A 17,166-nucleotide genomic window follows, 5' to 3' on the forward strand; every position below is an offset into this window, starting at 1 on the left:
TGAAACGGTGTTTGAATACATAGAAGTGGATTACAATCGAACCCGCCTTCACAGCGCCAACGGCTACCTCAGCCCAGAAGCGTTTGAGGCACAGCAAGCTACTTAATGGCGTGTCCGTTGCTGGTGGGCAAGATCAGTCTGTCGCTGACGGGCAGCACTACTGTTTCATTAATAATACGGATTTCGGGGCACCGCCATACTGATACACAAGGCGTTTAAGCCGCTTAGGTGAAGTTTGTGCACTCTTAGCTGAATCAATCCAGGTCAACACACCAGTAATGTCAAGGACTTGGCACAAGCTCACGCTCCAGGGCTGTGCGGTCCCAGCCCGAGATATTGGCAGCCGCCTCATAGGTAGTTTGGAGGAACTCTAGCAGCCTGTCGTCAGGCGATTCTGATGTTCGCACATCGTCGTAGGAGAGAATGAATTCGCCCAACTTGTCCGAGTAGTAGGCTTCTGCGGGTGACACTTGCGCTTTAGAGAATCCATCCGGTGCCGGATAGGCATAGGAGTAAAACGATGGGGTCTCGAACTTGCCGCCACCTGGCCAGAATCCTGCACTGCTCACCTCGTGAGAGTAGGCCTCGCGGGCGACCCAATCCGGAAGGTGTGGCACGCCTCCCGGATGAGGTGGCGCCTCTCTGCCCGAAAAGCGTGTCACGGCCAGGTCGAAGCTGCCCCAGAAAAAGTGCACAGGGCTGCATTTTCCAATAAAACGGGAGCGAAATTCCTTGAACACGCGATCCATTTGCACCAGAGCGCGCCAGAATCGTGTGGCAAATTCGCGATCATAATGATGGTGCTTATTATCTTTTTCGAATGGAATTGCATCGGCTACTTCGCTGGGTGTGGTAAAGATCTGGATGTCGAGGCCAAGTGTCGCGAGTGCCTTGAGAATATCTTGATAAAAACTGGAAACAGAGCGCGACTCCAGCGCTAGGGATTGTTGGCCGCCATTGGTTGTCTGGATCACAAGTTGGTGGTCAAGCAGGTCGAAGGTGATTTCAAATGCCCTGCCATCATAGGGAATCAGCGACGTACCGAGGCCGCGCGCTGTTACGTAGAAGGGGACATGCCAGGAATGGTTTGTCCACGGGGTTTGCGCGAGTCGAATCTTTCCGACTATTTGGGTCCACATATGGAGTGTCGCCGCTGTATCCGACCAGTTTTTAAAGGGGAGTTCTGGCCAGTCGGCGGTCTGGGATCGGTTTGATAAGCCCATAGTCAATACGGTCTCCTGCCTTTTCGAGCGGCCTCAATGCTGTGCGACACTTTGTTAAATGTATGGGTGTGTCGCTGCCGAGCCGCGCTGTAGCGATCTACTTGAGCAATGGTTTGAAATAATAGTGTATACCCCTTTGTTCAGGGTGGGGCTTTGGCTGGTTAGTCAAGCAATATTGAAGATGACATTCTTGTGCTGAGCCTGCACTCGTCGTCCTGTCGCGGGCGCCGGCACAGGTATAACTGGGCAAATATGGGTTGCACTACCCGGTAATCGGGGTCACAGAACACTTGTGCAACCCGTTGCCCTGGTCAGTTCGCAAAGTGGCAGTCAAGAATTTCCCGAGCCGCCGGGACAACCGCTTTACCCATGAAAGCGGCCAATGCCACTAGGGTCTGGTAGAAGCGATACGCCTTTTTCTGGCGCAGGCTGTGACAATTGGAGCTTTGGGCATCCGCTCCGGCAGGCGCATACCTCTGTATCGGGCTTCTTCCGCCTGGCAAAGGAGGGGGATGCCGTTCTTCTCAAATCAATCCGGTTAACAGAAGCTGCTGTACCAACAGCTGGTATAGCTGCCCTTTTTATCCAGGGTCGCTATAATCCCGCGCCAAGTGATTTTCTCCTATTGAAGTACCCCCTATGAATAGTCAAACCCCCGATCTTTCCGCCATTCACGGGTTTCTGCTGTGCCCGACTCCGGAGGCCTGGATTCACGCAGCGCTCGCCGAGCCAGAATTGATGCTGGTGGACCATGCAAACTGTGAAAAGAAGGCGGCGGGTACAGCGCTGAACCTGATGTTTCGTTACCTCAATGACTTCGAGCTGCTCAACAAAATGTCGCGTCTGGCACGCGAGGAATTACGCCACTTTGAGCAAGTGCTGGCGATTATGGAGAAGCGTGGCATCGCCTATTCCCATCTCAGTGCGTCTCGTTACGCGGCGAGCCTGCGCGCCGAGGTGCGTACGACTGAGCCGGGGCGACTGGTGGATACCCTGATTTGTGGCGCGATTATTGAAGCGCGCTCCTGTGAACGTTTTGCCCGAATCGCGCCCTTTCTGGATGAAGAACTACAGGGGTTCTATCTCTCTCTTTTGAGGTCTGAGGCCCGTCACTTTCGTGACTATCTGTACCTAGCCGAGAAGACTGCCGGTGAGGGCGCGGCGCCACGGGTCCAGGTGTTGCTGCAAGTGGAGCGGGAACTGGTAGAGCACAGTGACAGCATTTTCCGCTTCCACAGCGGTGTCCCGAAGTAGTTCAATTATTGAGGGCTTTAATCCTTATCCAGGCGGTCAATAAGGTTCAAAAATTCCTGTAAGTCTTTACCGCTCTTATAATCCACCGAGAACTTGTTATGAAAAAAGATCGTGAGCTTCACTTTGCTTGAATGGATAAAGGCCGTATAGCCGTCAAAATCGGTGCTCACTGTCAGCCCTTGGTAATGCCAGCCATCGCGCTCTTTGCGGCCCTCCCTGGTGACCCGGTCGAATACCCGCAGGGCCTGCTTGACGTCGACTTTGTGCGCCTCTTCCATAGCGGCCTCTCTGTGTGGTGAAGCGGGATGGGTGGATATTGGAAATTTTTCCCCTGGGTTGAACTGAAAGCTTTGGCAGAGTGAATTCGGGTAGTGCTCAACAGTGGGTTTGTGTTTAGTTTACTATTCTAGTGCCTGTCCGTGTTCAGGTTTGCTGTAACCCCCGGCTTGCGTACAAGAGGGCAGATGGTGAGGTGGCAGTAATAGGCTCCGGATAGCGGATGATTTGCAGTTTTCGGTGATTTTCTTCGGGTTTGTTTCCTTTAAGGGGGTATTTGACGCCGTTTTGGGCTACGCCGGTCTCAGGTGGGTTTGGCAGGGGGCAGCGATTCCGTGGATTTGCTGTCGTCACCTTTGATCTGATGGCGGCGCAAAGCCAACTCGGCAATATAGGAAGACATAAAGACCCGTCCACTCAGCTCCTGCAGCAGTTTGGAGCGCCCCATGCGGTCCAGCACCGGTCCCTTTACTTCGGCCAGATGCAGGCGTATGTCGTGTTCCCTCAGGTCCCGGTTAATTTGCTGTAACCGCTCTATCGCAGTGCTGTCAATCCGATTTACCGAAGAGAGAATAAGTACCAGGTCGTGGGGGTTCCGGTGGCGCTTGATCTCGACCAGCAGGCGTTCTTCAACGGCGCTGATATTGCTGAAGAACAGGTTTTCATCAATGCGCAGAAACAGGATACCCGGTTGGGTTTTTACTGTGTGCCGCAGAACATTGCGAAAATGCTCGCTGCCCGGTACGCGTCCGACCACAGCAATGTGGGGTCTGCTGGTGCGCCAGATAAGGGTCGCGAAGGACAATCCAATGCCCAGCCCAATACCGGTTTCGACACCGAACAGCAAAACACCCAGCAGGGTGCCGGCCATGGCGAGGCCGTCGGTGCGGTCGTAGTGCCAGTGCAGGGCCATGGCACGCAGGTTTATCAGGTTGGCGGCCGCTACGATAATGGTTGCGGCGAGCACGCATACCGGCAATTCCGTGAATATCCGGGCCGCGTACAACAGGACCAGGGCAATCAGCACGGCAGCGATCACCCCACTCAATGGAGATCTGGCTCCAGCCTCATCATTCACGGCTGTGCGTGCGAAACTGCCTGTGACTGCGAAGCCGCCTGAGAATGCGCTGAGCAGGTTGGCCGCACCCAGGCCCCGGAGTTCGGCGCTGGCATTGAGTTTTTCCCCCCGGCGCAAAGCGATAGCATGGGCGATGGAGAGACTTTCCACAAATCCGAGCAGGGCAATAATCAGTGCCGGCAGCATCAACTGGTGCAGCAGGCTCAGGCTGAAAGTTGGCATCTTCAGCTCTGGCAGGCCGGCCGGAATATCGCCGACCACGAGTATCTCCTTTTCCCAATGGAATAGGGCGGTGAACAAAATTGCCAACAGGACAATCAGCATCGGAGCCAGGCGAGACAGCAGTTTTGCCCTGGGCGGGCCGACCCCCATTTTTATCAATACGAAGGGAAGGCCCAGGCGTGCACCGATCAGGCTCAGCAGGGCGGCGAAGCCGAGGATGGCGGTTTGCGGGTCCGTTTCGGAAGTGTTGCTGAGGGTGCTCAGCAGTATTTCCAGGGCCGTATCACCACTGTTCTCTATTCCCAGCAAAGGAGCGATTTGACCGACAATAATCAGGATAGCTGCACCGGAGATAAAGCCGTCCACAACCGGCAGGCTCAACAGATTGGACAGACTGCCGAGGCCGAGGAACCCCATCAAAAGGAGTATCAAACCACTCAGCAGGGCGAGGAGGATGGCACCGTTAATGTATTCGGCACTACCCGGTGTGGCGATAGGGCTGAGGGCCGAGGCGGTCATCAGGGCCAGCACCGCCACCGGGCCCACTGACAGTACTGAGCTTGAACCAAACAGGGCGTAACCGGCCAGTGGCAATAGGCCCGCATAGAGCCCCAGATACGGTGGCAGTCCTGCCAGGGCTGCATAGGCCAGCGCCTGGGGTATAAGCATCATGCTGGCAATGAGCGCGGCAATGGCATCACCTGCCAGCCATTCGGGCCGGTAATGCTTAAGCCAGGGCGAAATCAGATGGTGCACCCGCATATTGTATCCATTGGGCGTTGGCGGCCCCTAATTGTAGTGCGCTGCAGCGGCAAGCCAGGCGGGCGCCATTGAGAGGGCACCGGGCTTGCTTGGGTAAACCGAACGCAGAATGTTCGTTTTGAGACTTAATTGAAACTGTATTTAGCGGTGAGTAGCGCAGTAAAGCGGGGGTTTCATCATTTCGATCTTTTCAGCTGGTCGCTGAATAGCGCAGAATGCAAACGATGACAAAGCCCGCCAGTTTGAATACCAACATGGCTGCCTCAGAGACCATGGAGAGCTGATCCGGATGTTGCCGGAAAAGGCGGTGACGGGTATTGAGGCCGCCAATTCAATCGTCATTGGAGGATTCCGCACAGTAGAGGTGGTAGAGGGTTTGCAGCAGGGACAGAGCCCGGGGGGCTGCAACCCGGTAGTAGATGTGTTTGCCCGCGCGCCGGGTGGCCACCAGGCCCTCGCGGCGCAATACGCCCAGCTGCTGGGAGAGGCTGGGTTGATGAATGTCCAATTGCTTTTCAAGCTCGCTGACGTTGAGTTCTTCCTGGCTGAGCTGGCACAGCAGGAGCAGGCGATCCCGATTGGCCAGGGAGCGCAGCATGGCGGTAGCCTGGCCAGCGGATTCGCGCATTTTTCTGAGATCGGGTTTGCCGGTATCGGGCATAGGGATCGGCTACTGACAGGTTTCACAAATACAATATATTATTTTATATATTATCAGATTGTATATTGCTGGGCCAATGTATTGTAGGGGTTATGTGATGCCACAGAGAAAGCAGGTCACTCAGGTGCAGCCGTTTCTTGACAGGGATACGGACACCTGGAGCTATGTGGTGTACGACCGGGAGGGGGGTTCGGCTGCGGTTGTGGATGCCGTACTCAACTTTGACGCTGCTTCCGGACGCACCAGTAGCTGGGGTGCAGAGGAGATAGTGTCGTTTATCCGGCGCAAGCGGCTTACGTTGGAGTGGATGTTGGAGACCCATGCACACGCGGACCATCTGTCAGGGGCGCCCTTTCTCAAGGGTCAACTGGGTGGGCGCATTGCCATCGGGGAGCAGATACGCCAGGTGCAAGAGATTTTTCGCGAAGTGTTTAACCTGGAGCGGGGATTTTTGGTCGATGGCAGCCAGTTTGATCACTTGTTTAAAGATGGTGATATTTTCCAAGTAGGGGAGCTGGAAGCGCGGGTGATTTACAGCCCCGGGCACACGCCTGCGGATATGGTGTGGTTGATCGGTGATGCCCTTTTTGTCGGCGATACCCTGTTTATGCCGGATGTGGGGAGTGCCCGCTGTGATTTTCCCGGTGGTGATGCCTCCCAGCTGTACCACTCTGCACGAAAAATCCTGGGGTTGGGGGAAGAAATCCGCCTGTTTGTGTGCCACGATTACCCGCCCCAAGGCAAGCGTGACCACCAGTGTGAAACAACAGTGGGTATCCAGCGTCGTGACAATATCCATTTGCGCGAAGGTATTAGTGAGGCGGAGTTTGTCGAGATTCGCAAGAGGCGCGATGCGAACCTGGCTATGCCAAAGCTGATTATCCCCTCGGTACAGGTCAATATCCGCGCAGGGCAACTCCCCCCGGCGGAATCCAATGGCACTGTCTATCTGAAGGTGCCACTCAATCAACTCTAGGATTGTGCCGCGGGGACGCGGTATCTTCCCGCCCGATTGCTGTTCTTCCGGCAATCTGTTGTGGTGACGGGCTAACAATACAGGAAAGCCTTTGCCCCGATGCCGATAGGCTCCGGTACAGAAAGTCGGTCATGGCTTTGTCGCGGGGCAAGTAGAGTCCTTGTGATAGAAACGTGATGATTTGGTGATCGCCAGTGGATATTTCCCCTTTAGCCTGAAAAAGGTTCTTCGGTCTTTTACTTGTATAACCACAGACTTTGGGGATAGCTATGAAAATAAAACCATTTCTAGGCGCGTTGACGTTGGCTGCTGCCGCGACAGGCGTTCAGGCACAAACGGTTTCAGTGGAAGTCACCAATCTTACCCACAGCATTTATTTTACACCGCTGCTGGTTTCCGCCCATGTGGGCGAATTTCACCTGTTTGACATCGGCTCCGCCGCCACTCTTGAACTTCAAATGATGGCCGAGGGCGGAGATATCAGTGGGTTGGTCGCCTCGGCTGAATCTGTGGGGGCGACCAATGTGGAAAACCCGGCCGCCGGTCTGTTGGGGCCTGGCACCAGTGTCAACATAGAGGCATTTGATACCGGCAACAACGGATTTCTGTCCCTAACCGCCATGCTGCTGCCCACCAATGACGGCTTTGTCGGGCTCGATGCCTGGGAAATCCCCACGGAACCCGGCAGCTATACCCTGTACCTCAACGCTTATGATGCCGGTACCGAAGCCAACGACGAGCGAGTGGTTGCAGGTAGCGGTGCGCCATTTGTCGCGGGAATACCCGCCAATCCCGGTGGCAACGGTGAAGCCGGTGGCACCGGTGTTGCGATCGAAGAGGTCAACCAGCGAATACACATTCACCGCGGCAATATCGGCGATACCGATCCGGATGCCGGTGTCAGTGATCTGGACGCGCGTGTTCACCGCTGGCTGAACCCTGTGGCTAAGGTCGTAGTGACTGTCCAATAGGGTGGCAAGGGGAGGATTCACCATGAAAAGATTGAAATTGGGCGCTCTGCTAGTATCACTGACCATTTCAGCCCTACTGACCGGCTGCGATAGCGATAACAACAACCGTGCCGATGTACCGGACAACCCTGCACCTGCACCTGCACCTGCACCTGAGCCTGAACCCGTCACGGTTGGGTTTGAAGTAACGGTTACCAACCTGACCCACGGCCAGCCCCTGTCACCGGTGGCGGTGGTGGCCCACGATGGTACTTTGCGCGGTTGGACTGTCGGCCAACCCTCCAGCAACGGCCTTGAGCTGCTTGCTGAAGGCGGTGACAACAGCGAATTTGTTATGGCGTTCGAGGATGCTGGCAGCTTCGCCTCTGTAAGTGCAGAAGCACCGCTGGGTCCCGGCGGTACAGAAAGCCTCTCTCTGAGCTTTGCCGAAGAGGAAGGCGTACTGTTGACGGTCGCCACCATGCTGGTCAATACCAATGATGCATTCAGTGGGGTCACTCGAGTCGATGTTTCCACTCTGGCGGTGGGTGAGTCACTGCAGCGGTTGGCGCCGATATACGATGCGGGTACCGAGTTTAACAGCGAATTGGCCGGCACTATTCCCGGCCCCGCCGATGGTGGCGAAGGTTTTAACGCTGAGCGGGAGGATATGAACTTTGTCGCACGTCATCCCGGCATTGTCAGCCGGGCAGATGGATACGCCGAGTCGGTTCTCGACCAGTCACATCGTTTTGACCAGCCGGCCATGCTGTTAAGTATCACTCGCACCGAGTAATAATTGCGGCGTTGGTGCGACAAACAGTCCGGGACCTGCCGTATCCCCTTTACAGGAGGGGCTGCGGCAGGAAGACGACTGTGACCCGGTGGGCCGCTATGAACATGCGTATTTTGATAATAGAGGATGATCACGACATATTGCGCCTGTTGCGCATGAATCTGGAGGCACTGGGATACTCGGTCACCTCCTGTGACAATGGGGAGCAGGGGCTGATGCGGGCCCTCAACCAGAAATTCAACCTGTTGGTGCTCGATGTGATGCTGCCGGGTCTGGATGGGCTGGAGATCTGCCGCCGCCTGCGGGACGCCGGCAATGCCCTCCCAATTCTGATGCTTACCGCGCGCAACTCCGAACTGGATCGGGTGCTGGGGCTTGAAATGGGCGCCGATGACTACCTTCCCAAGCCCTTTGGTGTACGGGAGCTGCAGGCACGCGTCAAGGCCCTGTTGCGTCGTACCGCACTGAACGCCCAGGCGAAAGACCGCGAGGATTGTGTGATCACCTGTGGTCGCCTGCACATCGACTGCACTAAACGGCTCGCAACGCTGGATTTGCGCCCACTGGAACTGACGGCGCGGGAGTTCGACCTGCTTTGCTACCTTGCCAGCCACCCGGGCAGGGTATTTCGCCGAGCGCAGATTCTGGACGCGGTCTGGGGCTACCAGCACAGCGGTTACGAGCACACGGTGAATTCCCATATCAATCGCCTGCGCAGCAAACTGGAGTGTAACCCTTCGCAACCGGAGTATGTGCTGACGGTATGGGGTGTGGGTTATAAGTTCAATGATGCAATTTCTGCGTGATGCTTTCTTTCGGCGCCTGGCACTGCTGCTGTTATGCAGTTTTGTGGTTGTGGGCGTGCTGTTTCTGCTGTTGATGCGCTATGTGGTCAGCGCACATCAAAATGAAGTGGCGCAGAACCTGCACCGCGATCTGGCTCGCCACCTGGTCGATCAACATCCATTATTAATCGACGGCCAGCCGGATAAAGAGGGCCTTTATCACCTGTTTCACAACCTGATGGTATTGGGCCCGAACTTCGAATTCTACCTGCTGGACCCACAGGGCGAAGTGCTCGCCTATTCTGCCGATCCGGCCCAGATCAAGCGCCGGCATATTGAAGTCGGGCCTATTCACACTTTTCTCGACAGCCCCACTGAAATTCAGCGCACAATATACGGTGCGGACCCCCGCGACCGCGAGCGGCGCAAGGTCTTTTCCGCGGCCCCAGTGAAGCGGGATGGCCAGCTTAAAGGCTATATGTACGTGATTATTGGCAGTGAGATATTCGATGATGTGGCGCAGGGGGTGTGGCAGAACCAGATCCTGCGTTGGGTAGTGGTGGTTTTCCTCGGTGGCCTGATACTTAGCTTGATCGCTTCTTTGTGGGTATTTGGCCTGCTCACCCGCCCACTGCGGCAACTCACTGGGGATATGCAGCGCTTTCGTGCCGCTGGCCTGCAACAGGAGCTGCCGCCAACTCCCTGGGATGCCAATGCCAACGATGTGGTTCACCGCCTGGGCAGTGCCTTCAATGCACTGTCTGCATCGTTGCGGGAGCAGTACTTGCGTATAAAAACCGTCGATGAAATGCGCCGCGAACTGTTGGCCCACATCTCTCACGACCTGCGCACACCGCTTTCGTCCTTGCGGGGATATCTGGAAACCTGGCTGATCAAACGCGAAGAACTGCACCCGGACGATAGCCGGTACTATGTGGAGACGGCTTATCGCAATAGCAAAAAGGTGAATCGGCTGGTGGAGCAGTTGTTTGAACTGGCCTGTCTGGAGAGTGCCGATGTACCGATGAACTTCGAGGCAATCGTGCTTGCGGAATTGGTACAGGACGTACTGCAGAAATTTGCTCTAAAAGCCCGCCAGCACTGTGTACGAATGGAGGTGACCCCGCAAGACTCAACCATTGTCGTACACGGTGATATTGAAAAACTCGAACGGGTTTTCTCCAACCTGATGGAAAACGCCTTGCGTCATTGCGAGGCTGGTGACGAGGTCATTGTGCAATTGCAGCCCCGCGGTGAACAAGTACTGGTCAGTGTAAAGGACAGCGGCAGCGGAATACCCGCCGATGATCTGCCACATATATTTGAGGCTCATTACAGGGCTGCCAACAGCGTGTCCGACAGCGGCGGGCAGGGCGGGCTCGGGCTTGCAATCACCAAAAGGCTGCTGGCACTGCACCAGGTCGATATCAGTGTGCATAGCAGGGAAAATCACGGTACCGCCTTTGAGTTTCAACTGCGCTGTAGTTGAGATTCATTGCACTAGACATGCTCTGGTATTTCGGTTTGCGGCCTCTGGGCATCCCGGTATTTTTCTTATGCTACAGAGGTATGGTGTGACACCTGGCCCTCCTGCTGGGATCTGCTTGGCCTCCCGTACCCCCACAAAACCTATACTTGAATCTATCCGGAAGGGTATGCGAACGGCAGGGAAATGTCCTGAGGCCCTTGGATCAGCCGGGGCTGTTTTTGTGAGACCGGAACAGGGCAGCCAAATAGCCCGGGCCCGCGGGCTCCGCTGCTGCTGCATACCTTCGCACCCCGGCGGCACCGCTACAGGGATATTCTGATTTGCGCGCAGCTTCCTGAAAAATATAAAGAAGATCTTGGACTTTGACGGCTTCAAACCTATGATAGAAGCCCCGTTTTGGGCCGGTAAATGAGTCCAATTGCGTTAAAAATCCCTGTTACGGTCCGATAAGGCATGGTTCAAGTCAGAAAACATCATTCCTACGGTGTTGAGTGCGAACTCGATTTGGAGTCCTGGCTGCGCCATATGCAGAAACTGGCCGGGCTGGATGGCGCGCAGGTTGTGACGCTGCGCCGTGCTGCTGAGATGAGTGCCGAGGCGGAGCAGCGGGCCATAGTGGCGGAAAACATCTGGGCGGAAGGTGCCAGTAGTTTTGCCACCGGGCTGGAAATGGCCGAGATACTGGCCGACCTGCAAATTGATTCCGAGGCACTGGTCGCCGCTGTACTGTATCGAGCGGTGCGGGAAAAACGCCTGCAACTCGGGCAGGCGGAAGAGGCATTTGGCCCGGTAGTGACCAAGCTGATTCGCGGAGTCTTGCGTATGGCTGCGATCCGCAGCCGCAGTGCGGGTACCGGTGATGAGGGCAGAGGCGGTGCTGTAGAGGAGCATTCGGAGAATATCCGCCGCATGTTGGTGGCGCTGGTGGATGATGTGCGGGTGGCATTAATCAAGCTTGCGGAGCGCACCTGCGCGATTCGCGCGGCAAAGAATGCCGAGCAGGCTAAGCGCACACGCGTGGCCAGGGAAGTGGCCGATATTTACGCCCCCCTTGCGCACCGTTTGGGTATTGGTCATATCAAGTGGGAGCTGGAGGATCTTTCGTTTCGCTATCTGGAACCGGAAGATTACCAACAGATTGCCCACCTGTTGGATGAGAAGCGCCTGGCGCGGCAAAAATATATCGATGCGGTCTTGGACCTGCTCCGTGGCGAGCTGGCGCGTGCGGATATTGAGGGGGATGTTTACGGCCGGGCAAAGCATATTTACAGTATCTGGCGCAAGATGCGCCACAAGAATATAGGTTTCTCACAGGTATACGATATTCGTGCAGTACGGATACTGGTGCCTACGGTACGGGACTGTTATGCGGTGTTGGGGATAGTGCATAATTTATGGCGCAACATACCCAACGAGTTTGATGATTACATCGCCTCCCCCAAGGAAAATGGCTATCGCTCTTTGCACACTGCGGTGATCGGGCCCGAGCGCAAGGTACTGGAGGTGCAGATCCGCACCTTCGCCATGCACGAGGAGGCCGAGTATGGGGTCTGTGCACACTGGCGTTACAAGGGCACCGATCTGAAGAAAAGTGGCGGCCAGGACAGCTATGAGCAGAAAATTTCCTGGCTGCGCCAGGTCCTCGACTGGCACGAGGAAGTGGGTGGGAATCCGCTGCGGGATGACTTGCGAACCAGTGATGTTGATACGCGTATTTACGTATTTACCCCGGATGGGCATGTCGTGGATTTACCCAGCGGCGCCACGCCTTTGGATTTCGCCTACAAGATTCACACTGAAATCGGTCATCGCTGCCGCGGTGCCAAGGTGGATGGGCGTATAGTGCCTCTCAATCACGCATTGCGTACTGCCAACCAAGTGGAAATTCTCACCAGCAAACGGGAGGCCCCTAGCCGCGACTGGCTGTCTTCGGGCATGGGCTATATCACAACTTCGCGGGCGCGCGCCAAAATTATCCACTGGTTCAAGCAGCAGGCACGGGACCAGAATATTGCCGATGGACGCGGCATTCTCGATAGCGAGTTCAAGCAATTGGCGCTGGCAGAGTTCGATTTTGAGAAACTTGCGGCCAAGATGAATATGTCTTCACTGGAGGATCTCTATGCGGCTGTGGGTGCCGGAGATATTGGTGTTGGCCAGGTTTTGAATGCCGCCCAGCGCATGGTCAAGGTGGTAAATGTGGACCAGGTGCCTTCGCTAACGGCACCGGTTGCCAGGGGGGAGGGCAAGGCGGACGTCTATATCGATGGCGTCGGCAACCTGCTCACCCATATTGCACGCTGCTGCAACCCCTTGCCGGGTGACGACATTATGGGTTATATCACGCTCGGCCGGGGGGTCTCTATTCATCGCAAAGACTGTGCCAATATGCTGCGTATGCAGGCGGAGGAATCCGATCGGGTGTTACAGGTGAGTTGGGCAGAGAAGCCGCAGGAACTCTATGCGGTGGAAATTGTGATCGAGGCTTACGACCGCCATGGCCTGCTGCGCGATGTCACAGTGATGCTGGATAGCTATAAGGTCAATGTCACTACCATGCAAACCAGATCCAATAAGCACAGACACACCGTGGAAATGGTGCTCACTGCAGAGATCCACAACTTTGAAGAATTGAGCCGCGTGCTACACCGCATCAACCGCCTGCCCAATGTCGCTTCGGCAAAGCGGCGCATGCTGCACTGAGGAGGGGGGCAAGTGCAAGACGAATACTCGCTGGAAGACCTGCTATACCTGATGTCCCGGCTGCGCAATCCCAGGAGCGGCTGCCCCTGGGATTTGAAACAGACATTTGCCAGCATAGCGCCCTGTACGATTGAAGAGGCCTATGAAGTAGCCGAGGCCATCGAAGCCGCGGACTACGAGCATTTGCGCGAGGAGCTGGGCGATCTGCTGTTTCAGGTCATCTTTTATGCCCAACTGGGCCGGGAGCAGGGCTGTTTCGATTTTGCACACATTGTCGATACCCTGGTGCGCAAACTTGTGCGCAGGCACCCCCATGTATTTCCCGATGGCACCCTTGACTGTGAGGCCGACGCTGGCGATGTGGATGCGGTGCAGGTGAAGCGAAACTGGGAGGCGATCAAGGCCGCCGAGCGCAATGTCAAAGGTGAAGCCGGAGTCCTGGCCGGGGTGGCGGTGGGACTGCCAGCGATGACACGTGCGGCCAAATTACAGAAACGCGCTGCGCAAGTCGGTTTCGATTGGCCGGATATCCAGGGTGTGCTCGATAAAATCGAGGAGGAGATTGCCGAACTGCGCGAAGCTGTGGCGCTAGGTGATCGACGGCACGTGGAGGAAGAGCTGGGTGATCTGGTATTTTCCTGTGTGAATGCCGCGCGTCACCTGAAGTTAGATCCGGAGGCGATACTGCGTCGCAGCAATCGCAAATTCGAGCGACGCTTTGGTGCTGTGGAGGCAGCGCTACAGACCCAGGGGCGTCGGTTTGCGGATGCTAGCCTGCGGGAACTCGACCGGCTTTGGAAGCGGGCGAAAGCGGAGCAGGCGCCCGAACCCCGCAATCCCTGACGCAAAACCTCAATGGGTTGGGGGTTTGATCGAAAGCCACCGGGCCCCGCGCTTGACCGGAGCTGTGTGATTTTACGGGAATGGGATGGTATAAGCAGCAATCTTGCTCAATTTTGGGTCTGCGTGTAAGGTAGCGCTCTTTTGGCGCGGCGGCTATTGGGGCGTCGCCAGTTTTGGAGGCTACAGAACATGCGAATTATTCTCTTGGGGCCACCGGGAGCCGGCAAAGGCACTCAGGCGCAATTTATCGTAGAGAAGTTCGACATTCCGCAAATCTCCACCGGCGATATGCTTCGTGCAGCGGAGAAGGCTGCCACACCCCTCGGCCTACAGGCGAAAGATATCATGGCGGCCGGCAAACTGGTCTCTGACGATCTGATCATTGCCCTGGTGAAAGCGCGCATCGCAGAGACCGACTGTGAGGGCGGTTTTCTGTTCGATGGTTTTCCGCGTACTATTCCCCAAGCCCAGGCCCTGCTGGATGCGGATATCCCTATCGACCACGTTGTAGAAATCGCACTTGACGATGAGGAAATCGTCAAGCGCATTTCCGGTCGGCGCATACACGAGGGCTCTGGCCGCGTGTATCATATTGTTTACAATCCGCCTCGGCATGAGGGCGCAGATGATGTGACTGGTGAGGCACTGATTCAGCGCAGTGATGATAGCGAAGAGACTGTGCGCAAGCGCCTCGCAGTCTATCATGAGCAAACAGCTCCCTTGGTCGGCTTCTACCGTGAGCTGGTGGCGCGCTCCCCCGAAACAGCCCCCAAATACACGAAAATCGCGGGGGTTGGCAGTATGCAGGAAATCCGCGGGAAGCTACTCGAGGCACTGTGCTGATTTGTCGGTGACGCTTTGTCTAAAAAGCTCCCGCACGGGGGCTTTTTTATATTTCTCCACTGCGCCTTTGGCAGATTATCAGCACTTCTATACCTTGTAATTATGTCTTTAGTCATTAAGAGTTTTGGCGGGTTTTCCTGACAAATTTACCGTTCAGACGGGTCCAATTATGTCCACGGCAGTAATCTTGATGAATCTGGGCACGCCCGCACAGCCGACTGCTGCTGCAGTGAGACGATTTCTGCGGGAGTTCCTCTCTGATCCCCGTGTTGTTGAAATCCCCCGCCCACTCTGGCTCACAATATTGAACTGCCTGGTTTTGCCATTTCGTCCCAAGCGAATCGCACCCGCCTATAGGGGTATCTGGAACTGTGGTGTGGATGGCGCTCGGGTTGAAGGTTCCCCGCTTCTCTACTATACACGCACACAGGCCGAGTTATTACAGGAGTATTTTCGCAGTAACGGGCGGAATCTTGTGGTTGAGTGCGCTATGACCTACGGCGGTCCACGGTTACACCAGGTGGTGGAGTCATTGTGCAAAAAAGGGATTGAATCCTTTATTGTTTTCCCATTGTATCCACAATATTCAGCCACGACCACAGCGGCTATTTACGATCAAGTGGCGCAGATTTTTCTTAAGAGCCGCGATATGCCAGATATTTCGCTGATCAGGGATTATTATCAAAATCCCCTCTATATCAACGCCCTCGCCAATTCCGTGCGCGAGCATTGGCAGAAGAGCGGGCCGGCTGAAAAACTCCTGCTGTCATTTCACGGTATTCCCAAGATCAATACTGAGAAAGGCGATCCCTATTATCGGCACTGCCTTGAGACCGCGCGCTTGTTGGCGGAGCAGTTACAAATTGCAGGAGACCGCTGGCAGGTCAGCTTCCAGTCCCGTTTTGGCAAAGCGGAATGGTTGCAGCCCTATACAGATAAAACACTTATGGCATGGGGGACACGCGGCGTGGCTTCCGTGGACGTGATCTGTCCCGCGTTCTCGGCGGATTGCCTGGAAACCCTGGAAGAAATTTCGGTAGAGAATCGCGCTATTTTTCTCGACGCAGGGGGAAGTGAATACCGATATATTCCCGCGTTGAACCTGCGCAGGGATCATATTGAGGCGCTAGCTTCAGTGGTTGAGAACCGCTTGCCGGGGCCAAAATAATATCCATCACTGCTCCAAATAGAGCTGCTGTGGTGAAATTTGATAAGAAAATATACTTTTTCCCCGAAAAGCACTTATTTATTTGCTTTTTGACTTGCAATACCGGATATTTTTATTAAGTTTGATATGGTTGTATCGAAATAGGCGGTGCGGCGCTATGCGTAAGTAATAAAAACAGCCCATTGTAGTTTTTATTCGATAGCAAAAAGGCAATGCTGCCGGCACACTTTCGGAAGTACTTCTTTTTTCAGTGAGGAGACAAGGGATGGCAAGAGTAGCGAAAAAGAGTACGCGGGCGACTAGTTCGACCACGGCGTCGCCAATAGTCGCAAAAGCGCAGAAGGCGCTGGTCGCAGCGAACAAGTCATTGGAGGCACAGCTGGCTCGCGTGGCAAAGGCCAAAGCCCGTGCCAAAAAAAGTAAATCGGCAACAGTGAAGGCCTCGCTGGCCAACGCCAATAGCAAAGCGAAAGCTATGCGCGTCAAGCTGGCTGTGGTCAAGATAGATCTCGCCAAAGCCAATGCCATGGACGCGGTACGCGCTGCAGAAGTGGCTGCTAAAGAGAAGGTTGCGGCTTTGTCCGATAGTCTCTCTGCCAAGGCGAATAAGGATCTGGCGGCGGCCTTGAAGGCGTTTGAAAGCCGCTGGATGAAAACCCGCGCCAAGGTACATGCCAGAAAAATCAAGGCAGCCGAGAAAAAAGCCGAAGCTAAAGTGAAAACAGCCGCGAAGAAAGCGGCAGTAAAAACCAAAGCGTTAGAGAAGAGAGCGGCAGCCAAGCTCAAGGCGGAAGCCAAAAAGCCCACTGCGAAGAAAAAGACCACTGCCAAGAAAACGGTCAAGGCAAAGAAAGTAGGCCGTCCAAAGAAAGCCACCACAGCGGCGAAGCCGGCAAAACGAGCTGGTCGGCCCAAGAAAGCCACCAGGGCCACTGCGGCGAAACGAGTGGGTCGCCCCAAAAAGACCGCGGCTAAGGCCACCCGAGCAACCAAGAAAACGGCGGCTCGCCGTGGCCGTCCGCGCAAGAAGGCAGCCTGATTCAGTTCCGCTCAACCGCTCTGTTGAGCGGTGAGACTTGATCGGCTTTTCGTGAACCCCGGCTGCGGCCGGGGTTTTCTGTTTAAGGTGGCGGGCAG

At 55.4% G+C, this 17,166-nt stretch carries 16 protein-coding genes; 12 read left to right on the top strand and 4 right to left on the bottom strand.

The window, feature by feature from the left end:
• Window positions 1-106: IS3 family transposase (locus Q1A48_RS11350; RefSeq protein WP_299944895.1), on the top strand; the 106-nt coding region annotated here is incomplete at its 5' end.
• Between the two features lie 175 nt (window positions 107-281).
• Here Q1A48_RS11350 and Q1A48_RS11355 read toward each other — a convergent pair.
• Window positions 282-1,223 (bottom strand): DUF5996 family protein, encoded by a 942-nt coding sequence (locus Q1A48_RS11355; protein WP_299944802.1) that lies wholly within the window; start codon window positions 1,221-1,223, stop codon window positions 282-284.
• A gap of 639 nt (window positions 1,224-1,862) precedes the next feature.
• Here Q1A48_RS11355 and miaE point away from each other — a divergent pair.
• Entirely contained in the window at window positions 1,863-2,477 is a 615-nt protein-coding gene (gene miaE / locus Q1A48_RS11360) for a tRNA isopentenyl-2-thiomethyl-A-37 hydroxylase MiaE (RefSeq protein ID WP_299944804.1), read from the top strand.
• Window positions 2,478-2,494: 17 nt separating this feature from the next.
• Here the strand turns inward: miaE and Q1A48_RS11365 are convergent, their stop codons facing one another.
• The 3 genes from Q1A48_RS11365 to Q1A48_RS11375 all read right to left on the bottom strand — a co-directional run bounded on the left by Q1A48_RS11365 (window position 2,495) and on the right by Q1A48_RS11375 (window position 5,476).
• Window positions 2,495-2,755: a DUF3081 family protein gene (locus Q1A48_RS11365; protein WP_299944806.1), complete on the bottom strand. Its 261-nt coding sequence runs from the start codon at window positions 2,753-2,755 to the stop codon at window positions 2,495-2,497.
• Between the two features lie 302 nt (window positions 2,756-3,057).
• Window positions 3,058-4,815, bottom strand: coding sequence for a sulfate permease (sulP, locus tag Q1A48_RS11370; protein ID WP_299944808.1), 1,758 nt, complete (start codon window positions 4,813-4,815; stop codon window positions 3,058-3,060).
• 331 nt (window positions 4,816-5,146) lie between these two features.
• Window positions 5,147-5,476 (bottom strand): metalloregulator ArsR/SmtB family transcription factor, encoded by a 330-nt coding sequence (locus Q1A48_RS11375; protein ID WP_299944810.1) that lies wholly within the window; start codon window positions 5,474-5,476, stop codon window positions 5,147-5,149.
• A 97-nt stretch (window positions 5,477-5,573) separates the two neighbouring features.
• Here Q1A48_RS11375 and Q1A48_RS11380 point away from each other — a divergent pair, with 97 nt between their 5' ends.
• From Q1A48_RS11380 to Q1A48_RS11425, 10 genes are all read left to right on the top strand, one after another.
• A complete protein-coding gene (locus Q1A48_RS11380; protein WP_299944811.1) occupies window positions 5,574-6,452 on the top strand; it encodes an MBL fold metallo-hydrolase in 879 nt (292 codons plus the stop codon).
• 269 nt (window positions 6,453-6,721) lie between these two features.
• Window positions 6,722-7,423, top strand: coding sequence for a spondin domain-containing protein (locus tag Q1A48_RS11385; RefSeq protein WP_299944813.1), 702 nt, complete (start codon window positions 6,722-6,724; stop codon window positions 7,421-7,423).
• A 22-nt stretch (window positions 7,424-7,445) separates the two neighbouring features.
• On the top strand, window positions 7,446-8,198 hold the full coding sequence (locus tag Q1A48_RS11390) for a spondin domain-containing protein (RefSeq protein WP_299944815.1): 753 nt from the start codon (window positions 7,446-7,448) through the stop codon (window positions 8,196-8,198).
• A gap of 98 nt (window positions 8,199-8,296) precedes the next feature.
• A complete protein-coding gene (locus tag Q1A48_RS11395; RefSeq protein ID WP_299944817.1) occupies window positions 8,297-9,004 on the top strand; it encodes a response regulator transcription factor in 708 nt (235 codons plus the stop codon).
• Window positions 8,985-10,472, top strand: coding sequence for a HAMP domain-containing sensor histidine kinase (locus Q1A48_RS11400; protein WP_299944819.1), 1,488 nt, complete (start codon window positions 8,985-8,987; stop codon window positions 10,470-10,472). Before Q1A48_RS11395 ends, Q1A48_RS11400 begins: the two co-directional genes overlap by 20 nt.
• A gap of 453 nt (window positions 10,473-10,925) precedes the next feature.
• Window positions 10,926-13,175, top strand: a complete 2,250-nt coding sequence (relA, locus tag Q1A48_RS11405) for a GTP diphosphokinase (RefSeq protein ID WP_299944821.1) — start codon at window positions 10,926-10,928, stop codon at window positions 13,173-13,175.
• Window positions 13,176-13,187: 12 nt separating this feature from the next.
• On the top strand, window positions 13,188-14,018 hold the full coding sequence (gene mazG / locus Q1A48_RS11410) for a nucleoside triphosphate pyrophosphohydrolase (RefSeq protein WP_299944822.1): 831 nt from the start codon (window positions 13,188-13,190) through the stop codon (window positions 14,016-14,018).
• 189 nt (window positions 14,019-14,207) lie between these two features.
• Window positions 14,208-14,861, top strand: a complete 654-nt coding sequence (adk, locus tag Q1A48_RS11415) for an adenylate kinase (protein ID WP_299944824.1) — start codon at window positions 14,208-14,210, stop codon at window positions 14,859-14,861.
• Window positions 14,862-15,030: 169 nt separating this feature from the next.
• The gene (gene hemH, locus Q1A48_RS11420; RefSeq protein WP_299944827.1) at window positions 15,031-16,029 is read left to right on the top strand and encodes a ferrochelatase; all 999 of its coding nucleotides are present in this window, start codon (window positions 15,031-15,033) and stop codon (window positions 16,027-16,029) included.
• 265 nt (window positions 16,030-16,294) lie between these two features.
• Window positions 16,295-17,068: a hypothetical protein gene (locus Q1A48_RS11425; RefSeq protein ID WP_299944829.1), complete on the top strand. Its 774-nt coding sequence runs from the start codon at window positions 16,295-16,297 to the stop codon at window positions 17,066-17,068.
• Window positions 17,069-17,166 lie beyond the last annotated feature (98 nt).

Source organism: uncultured Microbulbifer sp. (genome assembly GCF_947489355.1).
Taxonomy (GTDB): domain Bacteria; phylum Pseudomonadota; class Gammaproteobacteria; order Pseudomonadales; family Cellvibrionaceae; genus Microbulbifer.

Excerpts from the sequence above, each read along its gene's own strand:
- adk (WP_299944824.1), top strand. The coding sequence starts at position 14,208 with ATGCGAATTATTCTCTTGGGGCCACCGGGAGCCGGCAAAGGCACTCAG.
- sulP (WP_299944808.1), bottom strand. The coding sequence starts at position 4,815 with ATGCGGGTGCACCATCTGATTTCGCCCTGGCTTAAGCATTACCGGCCC.
- Q1A48_RS11425 (WP_299944829.1), top strand. The coding sequence starts at position 16,295 with ATGGCAAGAGTAGCGAAAAAGAGTACGCGGGCGACTAGTTCGACCACG.
- Q1A48_RS11385 (WP_299944813.1), top strand. The coding sequence starts at position 6,722 with ATGAAAATAAAACCATTTCTAGGCGCGTTGACGTTGGCTGCTGCCGCG.
- Q1A48_RS11365 (WP_299944806.1), bottom strand. The coding sequence starts at position 2,755 with ATGGAAGAGGCGCACAAAGTCGACGTCAAGCAGGCCCTGCGGGTATTC.
- Q1A48_RS11390 (WP_299944815.1), top strand. The coding sequence starts at position 7,446 with ATGAAAAGATTGAAATTGGGCGCTCTGCTAGTATCACTGACCATTTCA.
- hemH (WP_299944827.1), top strand. The coding sequence starts at position 15,031 with ATGTCCACGGCAGTAATCTTGATGAATCTGGGCACGCCCGCACAGCCG.
- Q1A48_RS11400 (WP_299944819.1), top strand. The coding sequence starts at position 8,985 with ATGATGCAATTTCTGCGTGATGCTTTCTTTCGGCGCCTGGCACTGCTG.
- Q1A48_RS11380 (WP_299944811.1), top strand. The coding sequence starts at position 5,574 with ATGCCACAGAGAAAGCAGGTCACTCAGGTGCAGCCGTTTCTTGACAGG.
- relA (WP_299944821.1), top strand. The coding sequence starts at position 10,926 with ATGGTTCAAGTCAGAAAACATCATTCCTACGGTGTTGAGTGCGAACTC.
- Q1A48_RS11395 (WP_299944817.1), top strand. The coding sequence starts at position 8,297 with ATGAACATGCGTATTTTGATAATAGAGGATGATCACGACATATTGCGC.
- miaE (WP_299944804.1), top strand. The coding sequence starts at position 1,863 with ATGAATAGTCAAACCCCCGATCTTTCCGCCATTCACGGGTTTCTGCTG.
- Q1A48_RS11375 (WP_299944810.1), bottom strand. The coding sequence starts at position 5,476 with ATGCCCGATACCGGCAAACCCGATCTCAGAAAAATGCGCGAATCCGCT.
- Q1A48_RS11355 (WP_299944802.1), bottom strand. The coding sequence starts at position 1,223 with ATGGGCTTATCAAACCGATCCCAGACCGCCGACTGGCCAGAACTCCCC.